Origin of the sequence: Thermococcus thermotolerans (genome assembly GCF_024707485.1) — an archaeon.
In the GTDB taxonomy this organism is placed as follows: Archaea; Methanobacteriota_B; Thermococci; order Thermococcales; family Thermococcaceae; genus Thermococcus; species Thermococcus thermotolerans.
The window spans coordinates 1,511,469-1,532,757 of the sequence record NZ_CP102602.1 but is presented as its reverse complement, the minus strand read 5'-3'; the positions used below and the strand labels follow the sequence as shown (position 1 = coordinate 1,532,757).

At 39.2% G+C, this 21,289-nt stretch carries 15 protein-coding genes; 8 read left to right on the top strand and 7 right to left on the bottom strand.

What is annotated here, in order from left to right; all coding sequences use genetic code 11:
- Positions 1–80: 80 nt before the first annotated feature.
- Positions 81–500, bottom strand: a complete 420-nt coding sequence (locus NUS69_RS08680; protein ID WP_258083403.1) for a hypothetical protein — start codon at positions 498–500, stop codon at positions 81–83.
- 141 nt (positions 501–641) lie between these two features.
- Between NUS69_RS08680 and NUS69_RS08675 the strand changes: the two genes are divergently transcribed.
- The 5 genes from NUS69_RS08675 to NUS69_RS08655 are packed head-to-tail and all read left to right on the top strand — an operon-like array spanning position 642 to position 5,560.
- Positions 642–1,046, top strand: coding sequence for a hypothetical protein (locus NUS69_RS08675; RefSeq protein ID WP_258083402.1), 405 nt, complete (start codon positions 642–644; stop codon positions 1,044–1,046).
- Positions 1,047–1,082: 36 nt separating this feature from the next.
- Positions 1,083–1,583 carry a hypothetical protein gene (locus NUS69_RS08670; RefSeq protein WP_258083401.1) on the top strand — a complete coding sequence of 167 codons (501 nt, stop codon included), beginning with the start codon at positions 1,083–1,085 and terminating at the stop codon, positions 1,581–1,583.
- A gap of 14 nt (positions 1,584–1,597) precedes the next feature.
- Positions 1,598–2,008 carry a hypothetical protein gene (locus tag NUS69_RS08665; protein WP_258083400.1) on the top strand — a complete coding sequence of 137 codons (411 nt, stop codon included), beginning with the start codon at positions 1,598–1,600 and terminating at the stop codon, positions 2,006–2,008.
- Positions 1,998–2,522: a hypothetical protein gene (locus NUS69_RS08660; protein ID WP_258083399.1), complete on the top strand. Its 525-nt coding sequence runs from the start codon at positions 1,998–2,000 to the stop codon at positions 2,520–2,522. The genes NUS69_RS08665 and NUS69_RS08660 overlap by 11 nt, the downstream gene beginning before the upstream one ends.
- Positions 2,468–5,560 (top strand): hypothetical protein, encoded by a 3,093-nt coding sequence (locus NUS69_RS08655; RefSeq protein ID WP_258083398.1) that lies wholly within the window; start codon positions 2,468–2,470, stop codon positions 5,558–5,560. The genes NUS69_RS08660 and NUS69_RS08655 overlap by 55 nt, the downstream gene beginning before the upstream one ends.
- Positions 5,561–6,200: 640 nt before the next feature.
- Here the strand turns inward: NUS69_RS08655 and brxL are convergent.
- From brxL to NUS69_RS08625, 6 genes are all read right to left on the bottom strand, one after another.
- Complete coding sequence (brxL, locus tag NUS69_RS08650; protein ID WP_258083397.1) at positions 6,201–7,655, bottom strand: BREX system Lon protease-like protein BrxL; 1,455 nt, start codon at positions 7,653–7,655, stop codon at positions 6,201–6,203.
- A gap of 11 nt (positions 7,656–7,666) precedes the next feature.
- A complete protein-coding gene (gene pglZ, locus NUS69_RS08645; RefSeq protein ID WP_258083396.1) occupies positions 7,667–10,090 on the bottom strand; it encodes a BREX-4 system phosphatase PglZ in 2,424 nt (807 codons plus the stop codon).
- Complete coding sequence (locus NUS69_RS08640) at positions 10,068–14,420, bottom strand: hypothetical protein (RefSeq protein ID WP_258083395.1); 4,353 nt, start codon at positions 14,418–14,420, stop codon at positions 10,068–10,070. The genes pglZ and NUS69_RS08640 overlap by 23 nt, the downstream gene beginning before the upstream one ends.
- A gap of 91 nt (positions 14,421–14,511) precedes the next feature.
- The gene (locus NUS69_RS08635; RefSeq protein WP_258083394.1) at positions 14,512–16,893 is read right to left on the bottom strand and encodes a phosphoadenosine phosphosulfate reductase domain-containing protein; all 2,382 of its coding nucleotides are present in this window, start codon (positions 16,891–16,893) and stop codon (positions 14,512–14,514) included.
- A gap of 122 nt (positions 16,894–17,015) precedes the next feature.
- Positions 17,016–17,435, bottom strand: coding sequence for a hypothetical protein (locus NUS69_RS08630; protein WP_258083393.1), 420 nt, complete (start codon positions 17,433–17,435; stop codon positions 17,016–17,018).
- Between the two features lie 69 nt (positions 17,436–17,504).
- Positions 17,505–17,780, bottom strand: a complete 276-nt coding sequence (locus NUS69_RS08625) for a hypothetical protein (RefSeq protein WP_258083392.1) — start codon at positions 17,778–17,780, stop codon at positions 17,505–17,507.
- Between the two features lie 125 nt (positions 17,781–17,905).
- Between NUS69_RS08625 and NUS69_RS08620 the strand changes: the two genes are divergently transcribed.
- Genes NUS69_RS08620 through alaS form a run of 3 tightly spaced genes read left to right on the top strand, consistent with a single transcriptional unit; the run spans position 17,906 to position 21,260 of the window.
- A complete protein-coding gene (locus NUS69_RS08620) occupies positions 17,906–18,133 on the top strand; it encodes a type II toxin-antitoxin system CcdA family antitoxin (RefSeq protein ID WP_258083391.1) in 228 nt (75 codons plus the stop codon).
- 31 nt (positions 18,134–18,164) lie between these two features.
- Entirely contained in the window at positions 18,165–18,461 is a 297-nt protein-coding gene (locus NUS69_RS08615; protein WP_258083390.1) for a hypothetical protein, read from the top strand.
- Between the two features lie 57 nt (positions 18,462–18,518).
- Positions 18,519–21,260 carry an alanine--tRNA ligase gene (alaS, locus tag NUS69_RS08610; RefSeq protein WP_258083389.1) on the top strand — a complete coding sequence of 914 codons (2,742 nt, stop codon included), beginning with the start codon at positions 18,519–18,521 and terminating at the stop codon, positions 21,258–21,260.
- Positions 21,261–21,289: the final 29 nt, after the last annotated feature.

Sequence of the window (21,289 nt, the reverse complement as noted above, 5' to 3'; positions counted from 1 at the left end):
TAGGCTGAGCATGATCCTAAATACAATTATAGTAAACACTCAAGAACTCATAGAAAAGCTAATGGAAATAATGAAAACAATCATTCAGCAAATATTAACTTGAAGACAAATATCTCAGTGCTTAACACTCTAAACCTGTATAAAAACTCTACTGTGAGTTTTTTGATAAATTCAGCATTCTCTATAAGTGTGTTGATAATCTCTTTAGCCTCATCATCAGACCCCATATCATCAACATCATCCCCATCAAGGAATACAACACTGTTTGAAATAAGTTCTAGCTCCCTTTTTTCTATTAGCTTCTTTGCTAGGTATGTCACATTATTCTTGAAGAGTTTAAGTCTCTGCTGGTCTGGGAGGTCACAAAAAACACACTCACTACTAGTGAATTTTTTGATAGCTTCCTTGACACTTTCAAACTCCTCAGCAGTGAGGAATTTCAAGTAGTCATCCCCAGCATCAATCCCATACATCACATAATACTCCTGTTCCATGGCCAATCCCCTCAACAAGGATACCAATAAAAAGTTTATAATGTTTTTGGTGTTTTATTGATGCACTACTGTACACAAATGTTTGAAATAATGATTAACTTTTTAAGTAGTTTTTGTACAATTATACAATGAAGGAGGTGATGAGTTATGACTGGGGCAAGTACCCACAATAAGGTTGGGATTGATGGTTTTGAGGTTGGGGGGCTTTATGAGTGCCCCCTTGATGAAGGAGACTTTGAAGTCATAGTCAAGGATAGAACAGTGCTCAAGCTACACAACAAACTCATCAACCAGTTTGACAATATCAAGCTTTACTTCATCATTCCAAGCTGGAATGATGAAGTGTTCTTGGAGCTTGAGAAGGAAGTTGTCCACAGGGGTAATGATGACTTAATTGAGTTTGACAGTGACTTCACACAAGCCATCTTCAAGGAATACCATGTCAAAAGCATCTGGTTTAAACAAGAATTCAACAAGCTAACATTGTACATTTTCCTCAGTAAAATAAACAATAGTGTGCACCTAGGGGTGTTGTTTTTTGATACCCCCTAAGTACTTTTTGTATTATTATAAAAATGAAGATTGGTGATGGAGGTGGTTGCCATGACAGGGGGTAAGGTTGATGATATCCAAACCAAGATTGATGAGAAGAAGCTCAAAGAACTTGAAGATGAATACTTTGAAGCACTCACTGGATTTGGTAGAGTACACAGAGCACACAGAGAGTATTACAAATTCAGTGATGGAGAACACTTTGAAGCTCTCCTCAGAGCAGTCAATAGAGCAGAAAAAGAGGGCCATATGGGGCTTTACAGGTTCATAATTGCTTCAGAAGTCTACTTTGCCAGAAAGATTGGAGAAGAGGACTGGGAATTCTATGATGACTTGAATGAGAGCCACTGGTTTGACAGTGATGACTATGAAGACTATGATGACCTCAAACTCTCAGAATTCCTTGAAAAACACAAAGAGGAAGTCATAGAAGCATTCAAGAATGCAATAAAGGAAGCAAAAGAAACAGCTCAGGAAATACAAGGAGTTGATGGTTATGAGTATGATGTCAGGGCAGGTATCATAGTTGAGAATTGAAGGGGTGGCTGGTCATGTACATTGTGACAGGCTTCACCCCTTCTCAATCTTTCAAATTTTCAAAGAAAAGAATCTATATTAGCAATGAAGCAGGGTATATCATCATCAACAAGGAATCAGACTTGAAGAACAAGGTGAGCTTCCCACAAGAGATTCCAGTTGAAATCAAAGTGGGAGGGGATAAAATCAAGCTCATCACAAAAGTTCTTGAAAACAAGTATAATTACAGGATTTACCTTCCAGTGAGCATCATGAGGACTCTAATCAGAATTTACAAGCTCAAGGAACCCCTGACTGCTGATGTTGAGTTGGAGTTTGAATTCAACTCAGTGCTTGCTAAAATCAATTTTTCTAATTTTTATCCTAAGCATTCTGTAATATTATGTTATGTGAAGGTTAAGGAGGTGATGAACCATGATGGGTAAAGTCACCAATCAGCTTGATGATAATGTTATTGTGGAGCAACTCACAGCAACACAGTTCAAAATCACAGTCTCAGGGAGAATTGTTTACATTCAAAATGGAGCAGGCTACTTATCAGTCAAAAAGAAACACCTTGACAGCCTCATAGAACTAAAAAGAAAAGACAAGGCAAATGCAGAGATAATCATCAAAGGAGAGAAGATTAAATTCATCAGTAAAATGTACAACTACAAAAAGTATGTTGTCATATACCAAATCCCAACATCAATCATAGACCTTCTCATGGTTGAATATGGCCTCTCAGGGACTAGATTCACAGTAGATGTCACAATACTGATAGATGTAGAGAAAAACACTCAGAAACTAATTCTTGAGGTGCCACAGTGGGAAGTTGAGAGAGTGTTTGACCCAGCTCCTGGTTTTGAAAAAGAAAGAGGTATGATGGAAAGGAGTGATGAGTCATGGCTGAGGCAAGCACCCAAATCCTCAATAATAATAGGAGTAATGAACACTTAAAGATTACTGAAAAAACAGCAGAGGAGATTGTAGAGTACCTTAGAAGATATTATATTGAAGAACAGGGCTGGGGGGACAGGGAGGATTGGTATATTGTACTCTTCAGAAGACCAGAAGGGGGGAAACAGAGCTTCTACTTCACAATCAGAGAACTCAAAGAAGAGCCAGAGAAAATCAAGAACTGGATAATGAAAAACCTTGAAAAATACAACATCTACCACAGCATTTTCATCTACAAGGAGAAGCAGAGGAAGGAAAAGTATGCCCTCAAGGAGAGCAGGGTCACCTATATTGATTTGGATAAGGGAGAACACCAGACTATCACAATGAAGGAATTGAACACAAAAATTGCTCCACTACTTGAAGAGAAGCTCAAGAAGAGGGGAATACCATATACAGTAATTCACTCTGGTAGGGGAATACATATCAAGATACTACTTAACACACCCCTAAAAGAGGGGGAATACAAGAGACTCTCAGCCCTGGCAGAGCTGTTTGAGGGTACTGATTGCAAGGCAGACAACATATATGATTTTGCTAGAATAATCAGAATCCCCTGGAGCATAAATCAAGAGTCAAAGCAACAGGCAAAGATTATCTACCAAACAGATGAAACAGCAAAGAAAGAAGTCATAATTAAGCTCATAGAGGAGCTTGAAGAGAAAAAGAAGGCCAAAACAAGAACAGAAAAACAGTATGAGGAAGAAGAAGTTGTTGATTTGGAAGAAGAGAAGTTGGACAGTATAGCAAAGGAAATCTACCTCATCATCAAAGATTATTATGCAATTGGGACAAGACACAACCTCTTGTTCTTCACACTGGCAACAATATACAAATATACAAGAATCACTGAGGAACAACTTTACTATATTACAGAAGAACTCATCAATCTCTTGAGTGATGAGGAGTACAAACAAAGAATGAGCATTGTGAAGTCCATTACAAAAAAGGCTGAAGAGGAGGGTAGGGATAAAATAGCAACAGTTAGCTTCTTCTTTATACAAAATGACAAAGGAGAACTACTTGAGGATAGAAGACTCAGTCAGTTTGCTTCAGCCAACAAAATTGAACTCTCAGAAGCAAAGGATGTCATAATAAAGCTCAAAAATGACATAATTGAGTTACTTAAGAAACATGGTCAAACCTACAACAGAAAGTTCCTGGGAAGGGTCAGAATCAGCAACAAGGGAAGAATAATGGATGTTGAAGTTTACAGGGATAGCATAGCCCTTGCCTGGTACAAGAAGAATGATGAAGGGGACCAGTTAGTAGGTAGAGAATACTTCATCAAGGCAAGAATCATCCTGAAGGAAGTCATAGTCAAGAGAAATGATATGAAGAAAACAAGTGAGTGGCTTTACACAGTCAAAATCCAATCAGAATACACAAATGAGGAATTCAGGCAAGCCCCACTCAGAAGGATAGCAGAGTACTTGTATGGTTCACCCCTTGTTAGAATGAAGTCAAAACAGCAAATAGAGACCATACTTCAGGCAGTTTTTGACATACTCATCAGATATTACAGAATTAAGATAACCAAGGTATCAGAAGTCTTTGAAGTAGAATGGAATGAAGAGAAGAAGAAATACACTCACAATGCCACAGAATTCTATAATGAGACATACAGTGTCTCAGATGTCAGAAATTACCAAGAAAAAGTATCAGAGGAAGATATAGAAAAGGCATTGGAAGTCTTCAACAGAATCAGGGATGACAAGCTCTTTGCAGTGGTATCAGGGGCCTTATTCAGTAGCTTCTTCAACAATGAGCTAAGATTGAAGCCCCTTATCTGGGTCTGGAGCAAGGAACCAGGATTGGGAAAATCAACCCTAATGGAATTCATCTCAGAGAAACTCTTTGCAATAAAGAAGCTCTCAATCCAAGAAGCTAAAAGCAACTTCAGAATTGTTAGTGCACTTAGCCTGGCCACACTCCCAATTGTGCTTGATGATGTGTCATCAAGGGAAATAGACAACAATCTAAGAGATTTCATAAAATCCTACTTGACTGGTGTTAAATCAATCAGCAGGGGCAGGGCAGACCTCAGTACAGTCAGCATAGACCTCAGAGCCACACTCTTTGTTACCAGCAATACCAGATTTGTTACAAATGATGAAGCATTCAAGGATAGGATTATCCAGATTAAGCTTAGTAATGAGGAAGAGAAAGCATATGTCTTCACAGATGAAGAAACAATAGACCTGATTGAAGAAATCACTGGGGGAACAGGGTACTATATGCTTGATGAAGTGCTCTCAATAATGAACCAGTACAAAATGACTTTCTCAGAGTATGCTAAAATGTATTACAAGAAAATGAGGGATGTTTTAACAGACATACACTCCAGAAGGCTAAAGCTCTACAGTCAGATTTGGCAGGGACTAATCCTACTCAGAGTCATTGCAGAGAAGCACAACAAAATGGAACTTGTCAAGAGGATTGATAGGGTACTGGAGAACACTGCAAATCTCATAGGGGAGATAGAATCACAACAGGATGATGTTTCAGAAATGCTAATTTATGTTGATGACATGCTTGAAAAGTTGGAAAACTCAAGTTTCATCAAGAAGACAGAAGATGGAGAACTAATTGTTACCAGCTCAGCACTCAAGATACTCAGAGAGAACAACACCCTATTTGAAGAAATTAAGAGTCTGAGAGAGCTTGAAAGGGTAATCAATAGCAAGTACAATGATGTTGCAAGGGTTAAGACTGTCAGAATCAAAGGCAAGGTCATCAAAGCCCTTGTTGTGAATCTTTCAAAAGCCACAAGAATGAGAGGGGTTGATGAAGAAGAGTTGAGGGAAGAGGTCTACCAGCTCCTCAAGGAGCTTAAGAATGAGAAGTCAATAAGCTTTGACAGGTTCATTGCACTCCTCCTCACCAGAATAAGTGTCAATGATGAAGAGGAAGTTGCAGAGAGAGTTAAGGAACTCCTGTTAACCAAGTTCAGGAGACACATAGAACTCATGGGTACTGAACTATCCTCAGTGCTCAAGAACTCAGAAGTTCCAGTGTTCAAGGTCAAGAGAATTTAACCCCATCACTTTTCTTTTTGGTTACAACCTCAAACTTTTTTGGGTGTAACCAAGTGTAACCACAGCTTGAACAATACTTTCTAGTTGTGACTTCAAACCCTAAAACTGCAAAAAATGACAATTTTTCTTGTTGCAAAAAGGGATTTGCAAAAATTGTATCAAAAACTGCTGTAACCCCTTGTGGTTACATTGGTTACAATGGTTACAGCAAGCTCCTGCCTTCTTTTGTGCCAATGAAGTCCTCTCAAGCCATTTCATTCTTTTGCCAAATAAAGCTCTATTGTGCCTTCTTTCAACAAAAAGAGGAATCTGGTAATTGTAACCATTGTAACCAATGTAACCTCAATTGAGTTGCATCAATTTTCTTTACATAGTTGTATTAACCCTTGATAAATATAAAGGAAAAATGAAAAATTAAAATTTAATTCCAAAGTTGTGGTTACAAAGTTACATATAGCAGGCAGGAGCAAGCTCTGTTAGGCTATCAGAGACAGGAGAGGGATGTAATCTCTAATGAAAACAGCAGTTATTGGGGGCTTGTAAAGGCTCTATTCAGCCAACAGAATGATTTCTGGGATGTAACCATTGTAACCACAGGGGGTTACACTCATTTTGAAGTACAAAGTAATGGGTGAAAAGTCTAGTAGATAACTTCAATCTCTGGAAGATTAGGTGAATACTCTGGGTCCATTATGTGCAATTGTTTTCTTATGAACCCTCTCATCTCAATTGCCATGTCTAAGCAGTATTTTTTGAATTCATCAATATGCACATCTTCTGGCCTCTCAACATGGGGGAATAGCAATTTCAAGAATGCTGTACTAATTCTTTTTATTGCTTCTACATCTCTGCTATCAGCATGAGATGGGACATATAATAAGCTATCTACTATGGCCCTGTATGTTAAATCATCTCTAAATCTATGTAAGACCTCAGTGAAATATTCAACATTCAAAGCCCATCCTCTGGCTTTCATGCCTTCTTTTATCCTTGGTAGTTCCCATCCCTTAATGAATCCATGGAATCTATCAATGAGGGCTGATTCTTGGAAAAACTCAGGAAGAGTGAGGAATACTTTCCTATTTTCCCCTTGGAAATCAATGGGAATATTTCCTAGGAGGATGAATCCAGCTTCACCAACTCCTCTATGGTTACCAACTCTATACTCCCCACTTTCAAGATATCCTTTAAGAGCCCCTCTGAGCTCTTCAGGGTTTGGGAAATGTACTGTCTGTATCTCATCTAAGGCAACATAGTCAAATCTGCTCACTAATCCTGGTTTCCTTCTGTTTAAATCATAGAATAATTTGGCTCTGCTTATACTACCTCCACTTATTAACCAACCATACTTGCTTAACTGTGAGTAAACATAGGATTTACCAGTTCCTTTTGGGGCTAGTTCAATAAGATTAACTCTTTTTTCAACAAATGGGAGAAGTCTAGCTATCATCCAGAGCTTTGCTTTTTTTGAGATAAATCCCTCAGGATTGTAATCCATTGCCCTTAACAAGACATCAATCCATTCTTCTGTTGAAAACTCCCTTCTGGCTTCCTTATAGTAGTCAATATCAATCCTATAAGGTCTAAATGGTTTAAAATCAACACATACAAGTCTTCCCTCTTCCTTTGATTTTCCAGGAACTTTTTCAATTCTCCAGTCCAGGGTTACAATACCCCAGGCTCCTTCTAGAGATAGCAGTTCTTCTCCATATTTTTGTATTAGATATCTCTCCACTCTTCCCTGATATTTTCTTTCAGGGAGTCCTAACTCAGGTAAGTGAAAGAGGGCTTCACCTGTAGCTATATCAATTTCAACAACAATCTTTGCTAGAATAGAGACTTGTTCCTGTTTGTTTATTAGTCTGTCTTTAAGGACTTGAGCATCTTCCTTCCTTGGTATTTTCTCTCTAATGAACTCCCTGATAGCTTCAATGTCAATATTTCCTTCTTCATCTGAGAATTTTTTAACTAGCCAATCCCTTAGATAGGAGGGTATATTTAGAGATGAAAATACCTTAGATTTTTGAGGGTCTTTGTATACACTCTCTTCATAAAATATTTCTCTGATTTTTTCTCCTAATGGGTCCATTGGCATTTGGGTCCCTCCTAAATTAACTCTTCTTCTTCAAGACCACCCCTAATCTCAAATTCAACTTCACCAATTTTCTTATCTCCAGATATCAGAGTTCCTTTGTACTTTCCAGGCCTAAGTTTGAGTTTTCTTAGATTGAACTTCCATAAGTTCCCTGTTTTTGTTTCTCCTTTTATGTCTCTTCCATCTATTCTTAATATCACTTCATTTAGACCATATAGGCTTTCAATTTTCACTTCTAATATAGGTTTCACAAGTCTAACTATTTTTTTCATAACCCTAACTTTTGCAGGAGCTTCTGAAAGGGGGCTGACAAATATAACTGGTACAATAAGTTCTTCTGGGGTGGCTCCCCCATGAGTCTCTGTGATACTTCTTTTTCCACCAGGGAATACCTTATATGTTCTGGATATCAAATATATTTTTTTGTCTTCTTTTATCTCTACTAAATACTCTGGTGTATTATCAATATCTTCCAGTGAATTAATTTCAGTTATTACAAAGTATCTACCATCTCTTTTATGCTGTCCTTGAATTGAAGATGGTAGTTTAATCCTGTCTTTAATGTACCCATTAAATTGGGTGGCTCCATGGTCAGAAGTTATTATGAATTTTTTGCCTTTTAGCTTGGAGATTTTGTTTTGTATTATCTCTTTGATTGTCTCTATTTCCTCAATAATATTTTCTGGATATTCTTTACTATGCAGCACAATATCAAGGTCTCTAGTTAGAATTATTGTCTTGTCCCCTAGCAACTTGTTGAATTCAGTTGTAGTTGGCATACTAGCTTTTGCAAATGTTATTCTGATATCATGATTAGTGAAATGTTTTTCTAAGTACCACTTAAGTAATCCACTCCACTCAACCCCCAATCCATCAATAAAGACTATTGGTGGAGACAATAGTTCAGAAATAACAGAATTCCTGTGTTTGAACTTGGTATGTAGATTATCTCTATTAAATTCCCTCTGAAGTCTAAGAAGTTTGTCACTTGGCTCATTCAACACTTTGGAGAGAATGTATTCTCTAAAGTACTCTTGAACTCTCTCAGGGATTTCTGGGTTGTTTATGAATGCAATGTAATGATAAAGGTCTGGAAATGTTATTTGTAGTATTCTTAGTGTCTTTTCTAAAGAGATACCTCTCTTTATGGCATCTCTGACTGATAGAATAATTTGTATCTTATCTTCCTTTTTAGTTCCAAGTAGTACTGATAACTTTTGAATTGGGTTATCTGTATCTTCAAGCAAGATAAAGAATTCTTGAGGAGGTGTTAGGTCCATTAACATAATAACTTCTTTCCTCTCTTTTATTTCAGAAAGGTTTAGTGTTAGTTTTCTCTCTAGAGGATATACCCAAATACTCTTTTCAAATGATGCATAATTGATAGCTTTGTTGTTCAGTACAAGTTTAAGATATTGATTATCAATTAAGTTTACATTGAGTCTCATCCAGTTGAAGATTAACCATCTCTTGTAATCAGTACTTGATTTCCATTGTTTCAGTAGATGGGTCCATGAGAACTCTTTTATGTTGAATGTTGTTTTTAGGTATTCCACAATATCAGGAATCTTTAACTTATTTAGTTCTCTTAGTAACTCTTTCCAAAACTTCAACTCATCATGAGAATATTCAAAAGGTATATTAATGCTCAGAATCTTCTCTGCAACATCTTTTAATGTAGAGATGTGTTCAATATCAATTCCAGGAAAGTCTCCCTTTTCCAAGTATTTAGATAGTATCTTGGATCCTGTTAAGAGAATTTTAGCTGACATCAACATCTCCAAAGAGGGTATACTTTCATACAAACTCAGATATTCTCTGTATCCAGTAACAGGCAAGATTTTATTTTTTCCCAGGTCTTGGGCTAAAGTCATCACTGTGTTGTCTTTGGTGATACAAATCTTAGGTTTCTTTTTTTCTTCTGGAAAAATTGGGGGCACATAGATTGGAGGGACTTTTCTTGTATCTTGTGAGTTTTTCCAATATTCTTGCACAAAAGAAGATACACCAAACAGAACCACCCAAAGTCTGCTTTGGGTATATGGGGTAACTTCAATTGAGTGTATCCTACTCAGGAGATGCACTGGGTGGTAACCCTTAGTTCCTTTCCTTTTATTCAGTCTGATAACTTCACTAAGTGAAGTCAGTAGCAATGAGTTCTCTCCTTTTTTTAGTTCATCTTTAATTTCAGTTATTGCTTTATGGATATCTGGAAGAGTGTCTCTTTTTGTACAATATTCTGACAAGTGAACTTGGATGGGGTTAAACTTTTCTGTTATTCCCTTAACAATTTGGACATAGGTATAATAATCATCAGTATAAATAATCTTAGTTGGAAATCTACCTCCAAGATACCCTTGATATGATGGGTGTTCCTGTTCTTCCCTGAGCAGAGGAATTAATTCTGAAAAATTAACTTTGAGAGTATTCTCCATTTGACTCACCCTGATACTTTCTAATTAATTTTGCAATTTTGAGTCCAACTCCTGGGTCATCTTTGATAATAAGTGTAACAAGCTCTTTGAGTTCTTCTGGTGGTAGTGCATGAATTATCTGTTGAATCCTATCATACATTTCTTCCTTGTATTTCTCCCTGACCCATTCTTTGTAAAAGTCTCTAATCTGTTTTGTTGTCCATTTTTCCACATTCTCCCCTAATTTGAGTTTCATGTCATTTAGCATATCTGCAAAGTCATGTTTAGTTAACAGTCCTTCAATCCAATCTTCCCCAAAGAAACTTCTGAAAATCTTGTAATGTATGTCTTCTTTAGAAAGAAGACTGAGTTCTGAGGAGTATGTCTCAATTAGTGTCTTTATCTCTGTAAGCCTGTTTTCTGAATCAATATTCCTGAATTCCAGTAGTGCTCTAACTAAGTTTTCAACATTATTTGCCACATTTTCAGGAACTCCTGGAAGATACTTAATTAGCTCAACAGGAATCATTTTTGTTCTCAGGAATTCTCTTATGTCACTTGTGCCAATAATTTTGATGAGGGAGTCTTCAATTTCTTTCTTTATTTTGGTCTTCCTTGCCCTAGTTATGACAGTTCTAACTTTTATTACAAGGCTTTCTTCACTGACTTTCTCTGGCCCCCTATCTTTGACTATCCCTCTGATTTCTTCCATAATTTCATTGAGAATCTCTCTGTCAATCTCTTCACCTAGTTTACTTGATACCCAAGATTTTAAAACCTCCATTTTGTCATCTAATATTTCTTCAATTTGTTTGGCATTTTGGGGGATTTTCTCATATAATATTCCAAATTCAAATTTCTGTCTGACCTTCACTGCATCTTGTATTGATACTATTTGGGACAATGCTCTCAATATTGCTATGATGTCTGGATTGGGTTTCTCCACTAGCTGGGGATGGTATTCATACATCCAGAGAGGTAGCAGTTCAAGGTTTTGTAGTTTCTCTTTTAGGTTCTCTATTAAGTCCTCCAAGAACATAACTTCCTTGCTAATGTGCAATACTTTTGAGAGCTCTCTAGTTAGAAGAATCTCATACTCAAGGATTTGGATTACCTTTTTGACTTCTTCTTCTCTCCATGCCCATGGCTCTTCCTGAAGAAGTTCTCTTATTTTGTCTTCAAGCTTCTGATAAAATTGTGCTCTTTTTAGTCCCTGTTCACTATTTAGTTCCCCCTCTATTGTATTAGAGGTTAGGCTCCTGAGTATGAAGTTGAAGAATCCTTTCTGATAATATTCTGGATGGTTAGAGGCATATCTTAATTTTTCTTTTAAATCCTGTGCAGGTCCATCTAGTGTATATACAATGTCTTTGATTGGTTCTTCAATTCCCTTGGGTAATTGGGTGCCCTGCTTGTCAATTTCTTCATTTTTGATTACAAAATCCAAGACATCAATAAGGACTTCTTCTTCCTCTGTTAGTTTGAAGGGACCATATTTTATTGCCCATATAGGATACTTCAATGTGGACTTGATTTTGAATCTTACATCTATTATTGCTGTTCTGGGATATTTTGACTCTGTATCCAAAGTAAAAATCTCTTTTAATAACTCAGAGAATCTTCTCTGCTCATAACTTAGTCTTTGTATGAAGAATTCTTTCCTCTTAGTAATTGTTTCAGTTATCAAATCTCCCAAGGTACCAACATCTAGCTCCCCATCATTTATTCCATCTGTGTAATAATAACCTTTGCTGAATTCTTTTAATAACAATGCAAATATTATCCCCCCAATTTTTGAAGGATACAACCCAAATGGAGGTTTGGTCAATTCATCCCACAACAGGAATAATGAGACTCTCTCTTCAGTCTCTGGGAATAGTTCCTTGATTCTTCTTCTCATTGCACATACTGGTATTTTTTGTGGGTTGCACTCTTCAGGTATGAACTCTCCCTGTATATCCACAATTCTCCAGGTATCTACCAGCAGATTGTAAATCTCTCTAGTTTGTCCTTTTCCAAGCTGGGGGAATGCTTTTAGTGTTCTTTTAATAATTGCTTCAGGTCTTTTCTCATATCTCCAGAGAGTGTCATTTTTAATCCATTCATCCAGTCCATGATTGAACACTTTCTTTATAATTGAGTTGAGAACTGAGGACAATGCTTTGGCTGTGTAAATGTTATCTTCAACCATCAACTCTTTCTCAGTGCCATTTTCAAGTAGAGAAACTACAAGGAATCTTCCATTTTCAATGTTGCTCATCCACTTATCAACAATGAAGTCAATGTTCTTCTTAAAGTACTCTGCTTCTTTAAACCTATTTGCTTTCTCATGTGCTTTCTGATGTTTATAGTTTAATTCTATTTCTTCCCAGTTTTTGTCACCCAGTTCAGATAGTGACACAATGAACACAGTATTTGGATAGTTCTGTGCTATCTTTGTCAATTTTTCTTTAATCTCTGAAAGAGGGGTCTCTTCTTTCATAACACCAAATATGACATTCAACTGATATGGTTCTTTTTTGATATTTGGAGTTCTCATAAGTGCCAAGTCTTCAACTGGAATAACAGGGATATCTTGATTTTTGGCATTGAATCTGACTGAGAGTCTTTCTTTTCCTAAAGTTACTAATTGTTTAACCTTGGATAAAATAGCTTCATTGTTTTTGATAAATAAACTAAATCTTGGTGCCTCAATATTGCTTATGTCAATTTGTCCCATGTAAGGTAAGATGAATTCATCCCCTATACTTGCTATGATTCCTTTTTTCATTAGAGAATTAATAACTTCTTGAAGCTTCAGATATAAGGGAGTTCCGGAAAATGCCACTTTAAGGGCTTCTCTAGAGGGCTTAAGTAATGGTACAGAAGAAACTCTCTTCATTAATGCACTTAGCATCATTATGACATTGAACACTTTTAGCTCTTCTTCTGATAATTTATCTTTCCATGTATCCCAATAGTTGATAATCTCTACAATGTCTTGGTGGAATATGTGGATGCCCTCATTTGATACAAAGAAATATTCCCATAAGAAGTCAGGAGTTAGGAGGTACCACATCCCTTTTGGATATTCATTGATAAATTTTCTAAAGGATACAGTCTCAGCTTTTTCTCCTCCTTTCAAGAATTTAAAGAGTGTTCTTTGATATGAGCCAATATGTTGTGAAATCCTAGCTGCCAGATAAACAGAGTATGGATGTATTGGGAATAGTTTCTTCATATCCTTCAAATTTGCATTTTTCTCTTCAGAGATTAGCTTCATGACTTCATCTTCAAGATAGTAATACATTGATAACTGTTCCCATTGTTGTTTCACAAATTTCTTCCATTCTTCAGAGTTCTTTGGCTGTATTACATTTGACATTAATTGATAGATTGTCACAGGTTCCATGTAATAGTGAATAAGATTGAATCTGGCTTGGATTTTTTGAATGTCATCTACTCTGGCACTTTTGAACTGGTTGGGATGTCTATGTGTTATGAGAATCAAGTAAAATGGTATTGATTTTGTAATCTCAGCAAGTTTTTGGAGTGTTGTCAAGGGAGGATGGTCTTGGTTAAAGAAGTCTGAAAATTCATCCCATATGAATACTATCCTAGACACTATTCCACTCTCAAATATCTCTTTTAGCCAGTTAACAAAAGTCTCAACATTGAATCTATTAGAGGATGGGCTTATTCCATCTTCTTCAAGAGATTCAATTAAATACTCAACAAAATCTATATCAATCTCTTCTTGGTTTAACTTCTCAAGGATATCCTCTTTGCTTTCAATTCCCATTTCATAGAATTCTTCATGTTTTTTTATGAATTCATCCCAGTTAATCACTGTATCTTCTAGTCTTTCTTTTAGCAGTTCAATTTCAGTCTTTGTAATGAAGGGCTTATCAGTATTTTGTTCTTTGACTATCCTCTTTAGTTCTTTTTGGATTCTATCTTGCAACACAAGAAGAAGCTTTCTTTCAGAGGTTATATCACTTGACCCATAATTGTAAACCACCAAGATTTTGTTGTTTTCTCTAAGCTCAAGCAGTTTGTCCCTTAAATTGCTGGGTATCTCATATTTTGAGAGATAACCCATAACATCATTAATGTCATCTGATAATAGATGTTTAATTACAAAAGCTGCATGGGTTTTTCCAGTTCCATATGCACCAAATATCCACAATGGCTTAGGTTCAGACCCTTCTCTATTTAAACTTGGAAGAAGTTTCCATAACATCTCATAGAATCTTGAATGGGGTATGAATGTTTTCCACATGTCTTTGTTTTTCTTGTCAACTTCTTCTCCAAAAACAGCTACAAAATTTTCATCAATTTCAATGTATTTAGCATATGTTTGGGGCTCCATATTACCTTCACCCTTCTTTTGCTCTCTTGGTGATTAACCCTTAACATCTTTTTAATCCTTTTGATGATTCATAAAGTCAAATTAAGGGAAGTCATGCCTTCTGTTTCATCTCTTTGTAGATATTGATTATATCCTTACTGTTTTTCTGGGGTGAAAGGAATATGTTGTCAAGGTCAGCAATTATTTCAACTCTAATCCATTCATGCCCAAAGGTTTCACTTAGGCCATGCAATATTTTCTCTAGTTGTTCTCTCTCTACCCCAAATACCTTGTATGGACCCTCAGGGAGAGTGGTATCATAAAGTTCTGAGATAGTCAGGCTGTATCTCTCTGTAGCTTCAGCATATCTATATAGTGAGTACAGAATTAGCATTTGAATCTGAAGTTCACTGAGATTTCCAAAGTTTAAGCCTGGTTTGGCAATGCCTATCATTTTGTTCTTCTGTTTTAGCACTATGCCCAATTCAAGTTTAGTTCCCAAGGGGCTCTTATCAAATATCTCTCTTAGTGAGCTGAGGATGTTCTTTTTTGTTCTCTGGGCATATTCTTCACCTAGGATGTTAAAGATGTCTTCTGTAGTGTATGTTCTTTTCCATTTCAGATTTTCAAGATACCATTTAATTAGAGGAGAATTCTTTGCTAGATTGTTCCAGATAATGCCCCATGTAAACAGGTCTGAGCTTCCAATTGAAATTAATGCTCTACCTAACTTTGTTATAGTGTATTTACCTTTTTGGACTTTGATTATCTCAGCTTCATTTAGCCAGTGCTTCATTGCTTTGAATTGCTCAGGACCCAAAGTATGAGAGCTCCACCAGTCTTCAGTGGTGTCAAAGAACTCCCTAATCCACTCAGTTCTTATGCCAAAGCCTTTATACCTGCCAAAGCCTTTATCTTTCTTCATACTTTTGACCTCCATATCAACTCTTAGTGAATCTGAAGCAAGACATCCTCTGTTTGTAAATGTGAGACATGTATAGCAATGAGTACATCTTTCTTTGTTAATTTTAACTTTTCCTTCACTCATGTCAATAGCATTTGTGGGACAAACTGCTTCACAGACCATACAATGAACACAATCAGAAGTTTTGTAAGCTACTATTTTAATGAGGTTTTGAAGCTTTTCTGATATCTCCTTGTTAGCATACTCAATGATGAATTGATTTTTAGTGATGTCTTCTTTCCAATTAAACCTGTATATCTCACTCTCAACTTTTAAAACAAATGTATTCTTTGAGATTACCATATCCCCCAGTGTTTTGGCCCACTCAAAGAATTTTTCATTGGGGTCTGAGATAACAATTGAAGTCTTGTCATTAGAAGTTGATACTATGACCTTTTCCTTTCTCTTTAGGTCATTTCCTCCTATTCTCATTTTCCAGTAGCCTTTTTCAATAAACTCTTTAATCTCAGACTCATCTTTTATGCCTTTGTTTCTGGCATAGTCCTCAATTATCTTAAGATATGGTTGTATTTCAGTAGTAAATGCCAATCCCATTATAGTTTCTTTCCAAGGAGAAGCAAAAGGACATACTGCACAACCTACTCTTCTTAGACCCAATCTGTATAGCCTGTTAAGGGGGATATCCCTGTATAACAAATAGAGGTATACTTCTGCAGAGTTCCAGTATAAAATTGGATGTACATTTCTCTGTATGAGATATTTGCCTTGAGATGTAAGTGTGTTTTTCTCTTTTAACAGCTTTCCTAGAGCAGTTCTTCTCTGGCTTTCATCACTTCTGACACCATCAAATAACAACAATATTGGGGTATCCTTGTTTACTAGCTTTCTAATGAGTTTAATTGTGGGGGCAGATTTATAGACACTACAACACCACCTGTGCACCCTGGAAGGGGGTCCCATCTTTCTCCACATTTCAGGAGCTGGTAAGTCTGTTTTTGCAGTCCTAAAATTCAGATTTTTGTATCTCCTTTTTATAATCTCCACATACTCATAAGTAGGGCTTAGCTCCATGTTAGTGTCATTGAATATAACAACAAATTCTGTTGGGGGAACTACTCTCTGGACTAAGTCAAGAAGTACAGTAGAATCTTTGCCCCCACTAAAAGACACAGCCATTAGGTCAACCTTATCTTTATTTGTGAGATAGATGTTTCTAATAGAATCTAATGTAGAGTTTATTAATTTGTCCAGGACTTCTTTGTTGACCTTTAACATTTCTTCCAGATTTACAGGTTCTAGAGCAAGGTCAGTTTCTATTACCTTTAACTTAGGTCTATGGAAGAACCCTCCTCCAACAGCTTTGGCAACTATTCTGCCCTGATAATAATAGTCTCTCCCAACAGCCCATAGAAGAGGTTCATTAGAGTGAGGATAGTCCCAAAATTCATTAAATCCTAGGAGGTCAAGTTCCTCCCAAAACACTGGTCTGATATCAGGGGAGATGTCTCCAAGACTCTTTTTTAGTAATTTTATACCCCCAGATTCAAAGTGCCATGTGACTCCATACATGTCTTTGGCCCCCATTGATACTGGTCACTGAGTACCTTAATGTTTCTATCATGAAAATACCCCTACCTCTCACTTTAAAATACTTTGTGCAAATGTTTGGGTAATGGGGATGTTGAAAGTGGTTAGCTTCTTGTTATAATCTTTAGAAGCTTTTTCTCAATTTTTCTGGGGAACAAAAAGAAATGTATCTCATTTTTTGATGGGTGTGTTTTTATACCTATAACTAATTTTTCATTCATATTGAGAAACTCTACAATTTTTGAGGGTATTGTCAATTGCAATCCAGACCTCCAAGGATATAATGATACACTGATACTGTATTTGTATTGATAAACTAATTTCCATTTCCCCTGATATAGTTTGAGTTTTTCTATGTCCTTAACATTAAAGAAAACCTTGATTGTAGAGTGAGTTACATCAAAGTGAACCTTTTTAATGACAACATTCTTAATTGTTCTCCCTTTATATTGTACTGACACTATGATTGATGATTTTGATAATCTCTTGATGGCATTTTTTTGCTTTTCCAATGTGTATCCCATTAATAGATTAATAGAAATATCACTTAGGGTGTAATATCCTAAAAACAGACAAAGATAAGAAGCAATTATTCACAGTTTTTTAAGGTCTTCTATTATGCTTGTTAAATCTGTCTGTTTTTCAGACTTCCCCTTTAATTTTGCTTCATCCAGGAACTTTTTGAACTTTATAAGCTCTTCAGTATCTACACTATGTTTAAAATATTCAATCAATGCATAGATGACTTCTGATTTAGTATATCTTGTCTTGAATGCCTCTTTGAGTTTAGTTTGTAAGGTGTTTAGTTTTTCAAAGGTTTCATTATCAAGCTGGATATTGTGTCTTGGAGTCTTCTTTTCCTCTGCCATTTATCATCACCTAATTGTTGATTATTTTGTGTTTGTATTTAACAGTTTTTGTTAGGCAGAAAACTTAAAATACTATTTCTGAATACTAGTATATACTGGTATATACTAACATGAGGGACCTTAAAATGAGCAAAAAAGTCAGGACAAGTGTGCTGGTAGATGAAGAAATACTTAAAATAGCTAAAGACTTAGGCATAAATATATCAAAAACTTTGGAATTGGCATTAATTAGGGAAATTCACTTTAAAATTGGCCTTTATGGTCAGGAGACCCTTCAGCATGCTGGAATATTAAAAAAGAACACTAATTTGTCCTTAATTGGAAATTGGGATGATGACTCTGGAGCCCCCTGATCGGTGAGGAGGTTTCGCGGGGCTGACCACAATGATACGAAGGCGCATCTGTCGTGAGTATCTGGAGGAGATTGAACGTCTCGAACGTTCGATTCGGGAGCTGGAGGAAGAGATAATCGAACTCCGCATGCAGCTCAAACTGAAGGTTGATGAGGCCAACAGACTCGCCATAGAGAACACCAGTCTGAGGCATAAGATAGAGATGATACAGAAACGTGAAAAGAGACTCATTGAGTTTCTCCGGAAGGCTAAGATTCCAATTGTTGTTATAGATGAGGAACAGTTCGAGGATGTCGATGTTGATTTGGGAGTTGATTCGAAAGAATGAGGGAAACTTTAATTAGTCCCGCTTCCGTTTCTACTTCAGTTTAAAGAGGTGAGGATCATGAGCATGGACATGACCACTGAGATGTTTAAAGAGGAAGGATGGATAAGAAAAACGTGTAAAGTGTGCGGCAAGCCCTTCTGGACGCTCGACCCGGACAGGGAGACCTGCGGTGACCCGCCCTGTGACGAGTACGCCTTCATAGGAAAGCCCGGCATACCTAAGAGGTACACCCTTGAGGAGATGCGCGAGAAGTTCCTGAGCTTCTTCGAGAGACACGGCCACGGAAGGGTGAAGCGCTACCCGGTTTTACCGCGCTGGCGCGATGATGTCCTCCTCGTTGGGGCGAGCATAATGGACTTCCAGCCCTGGGTCATAAGCGGCGAGGCCGACCCGCCGGCGAACCCGCTCACCATAAGCCAGCCCTCAATAAGGTTCACCGACATAGACAACGTCGGAATAACCGGCAGGCACTTCACGATATTTGAAATGATGGCACACCATGCCTTCAACTATCCGGGGAAGCCGATATACTGGATGGATGAGACGGTTGAACTTGCCTTCGAGTTCTTTACGAAAGACCTTGGAATGAAGCCCGAGGACATAACCTTCAAGGAGAACCCGTGGGCCGGCGGAGGAAACGCCGGTCCGGCATTCGAGGTGCTCTACCGCGGTCTGGAGGTTGCAACCCTCGTTTTCATGCAGTACAAGAAAGCCCCGGAGAACGCTCCAGCTGACCAGGTCGTCGAGATAAAGGGCGACCGCTACGTGCCAATGGAGACGAGGGTTGTAGATACAGGCTACGGCCTTGAAAGGCTCGTCTGGATGAGCCAGGGGACGCCGACGGCTTACGATGCCGTCCTCGGCTACGTCGTTGAACCGCTGAAGAAGCTCGCTGGAATAGAGAAGATAGACGAGAGAATCCTCATGGAGAACTCCCGCTTGGCTGGAATGTTCGACATCGAGGACATGGGTGACCTCAAGGTTCTCCGCCAGGAAGTCGCGAGACGCGTCGGCATAAGCGTCGAGGAGCTTGAGAAGGCAGTAAGGCCCTACGAGCTCATCTATGCCATAGCCGACCACACGAAGGCCTTGACCTTCATGCTCGCCGACGGTGTAATCCCCTCCAACGTTAAAGCCGGCTATTTGGCCAGGCTCCTCATAAGGAAGAGCATAAGGCACCTCCGCGAGCTTGGGCTTGAGACACCGCTCGCTGAGATCGTCGCCATGCACATAAAGGAGCTCTCACCAACCTTCCCGGAGTTCAAGGAGATGGAGGATGTAATCCTTGACATAATTAACGTCGAGGAGAAGCGCTACCACGAGACGCTCAAGCGCGGTAGCGATTTGGTCAAGAGGGAGATTGCCAAGCTCAAGAAGGCAGGAAAGGACGAGATACCCCTCGAAAAGCTAATCCTGTTCTACGAGAGCCACGGCTTAACTCCGGAGATAGTCGCGGAAGTGGCCAGGGGCGAGGGGGTTAAGGTTCACATCCCCGACAACTTCTACACCCTGGTTGCGAAGGACGCCGAGAGGACGGCGAAAGAGGAGGCCGCCAAGTACGTCGTTGACTTCGAGCTGGTCAAAGATTTGCCCGACACGAGGACGCTCTACTACGAGGATCCCTTCATGAAGGAGTTCGATGCAGAGGTTCTCAGGGTCATAGACGACTGGGTAATCCTGAACCAGACCGCCTTCTACCCCGAGGGCGGAGGCCAGCCCTACGACACCGGAGTGCTCGCCGCGGGGGACGCGGAAGTGAGGGTAACCAACGTCCAGAAGGTCGGAAAGGTAATCCTCCACCGCGTTGATAAACCCGAGGCCTTCAAGGAGGGCATGACCGTCCACGGGAAGATCGACTGGGACAGGAGAATCCAGCACATGCGCCACCACACCGGAACCCACGTCCTCATGGGCGCTTTGGTTAGGGTTCTCGGCAAGCACGTCTGGCAGGCTGGCTCTCAGCTCAGCACCGACTGGGCCAGGCTTGACATAAGCCACTACAAACGCATAACCGAGGAGGAGCTCAGAGAAATCGAGCGCCTTGCCAACCGCGTCGTCATGGAGAACAGGCCCGTGAAGTGGGAGTGGCTTCCGAGAACAGAAGCCGAGATGAAGTACGGCTTCCGCCTCTACCAGGGCGGAGTCGTTCCTGGAAGGATCATCAGGGTTCTCAACATCAAGGACTGGGACGTTCAGGCCTGCGGTGGAACGCATCTGCCGAACACCGGACTCATAGGTCCGATTAAGATTCTCAGAACCGAGCGCATACAGGACGGCGTCGAGAGGATAATCTTTGCAGCCGGAGAAGCTGCCATCAACTGGATGCAGGAGACCGAGAGGATACTGAAGAGAACGAGCGAGGTCTTCCGCGTGCCGCCCGAGAAGGTTCCAGAGACGGCCGAGAGGTTCTTCAGCGAGTGGAAGCAAGCAAGGAAAGAGGTGGAGAAGCTGAGGAAGGAGCTGGCGAAGCTCCTCGTTTACGAGCTTGAGAGCGAGGCCGAAAAGGTCGGCGACGTTGAGTTCATAGGCAAGGTCGTCGAGGGGACTATGGAGGATCTACGCGAGGCGGCAAACAAGCTCAGGAAGGAGAAGAGGGTTGTCGTCCTCATAAGCCGGGAGGGCCACTTCGTCGTTGCCGTTGGGGACAACCTCGACCTCAAGGCCGGCGAGCTTGCGAAGGTTATAACGAGCGTCGCCGGCGGCGGTGGCGGTGGGAGGAAGGAGCTCGCGCAGGGCAAGATAAAGAACCCGCTCAAGGCCGAGGAAGCTATTGAGGAAGTGAAGAGGAGGCTCGGCTGAGCTTTAATGGATGTTTCCATTGTGGGGCC